This is a genomic window from Streptomyces capoamus (genome assembly GCF_014654935.1).
GTDB classification, from domain to species: domain Bacteria; phylum Actinomycetota; class Actinomycetes; order Streptomycetales; family Streptomycetaceae; genus Streptomyces; species Streptomyces capoamus.
In genome coordinates, this window is the sequence record NZ_BNBF01000043.1 from 16,445 (window position 1) to 16,879 (window position 435).

The 435-nt window shown below is 70.3% G+C and carries 2 protein-coding genes; both read right to left on the reverse strand.

The window, feature by feature from the left end:
- Positions 1-210: DUF742 domain-containing protein (locus tag IE312_RS43425; protein WP_229900874.1), on the reverse strand; the 210-nt coding region annotated here is incomplete at its 3' end.
- Positions 211-219: 9 nt separating this feature from the next.
- Positions 220-435: roadblock/LC7 domain-containing protein (locus tag IE312_RS43430; protein WP_229900875.1), on the reverse strand; the 216-nt coding region annotated here is incomplete at its 5' end.

Below are 435 nucleotides of genomic sequence, written 5' to 3' on the forward strand. Positions count from 1 at the left end.
GCACAGTCCGACGATCTCCACGTGCTCGGGGGACAGCGTCGGGTCCGATTCCGCGTCGCCGGTGCCGGGCTCCGTGACCACCACCGCGATCAGATCGAGGCGGTGCTGACCCGCACTCGTGGTGCGGCCGCGCGTCATGGCGTACGGACGGACGACCGGCCCGGCCTCGTCGTCGAACCAGTGGCTTCTTGTCTGACCGTCTGCACTCATGTCATCCCACTACCCGCCTGCGGGCAGATCGGTGCGCGGGGCGGTGGCCAGATGCACGCCGACCCGCTTGACCAGGAGCGTCATCTCGTAGGCCACCTGCCCGACGTCGGAGTCGGCGTCCGAGAGGACGGCGAGGCAGCTGCCGTCCCCGGCGGCGGTGACGAAGAGGAAGGCGTCGTCCAGCTCGACCAACGTCTGCCGGACGCTGCCCGCCTCGAAGTGGCG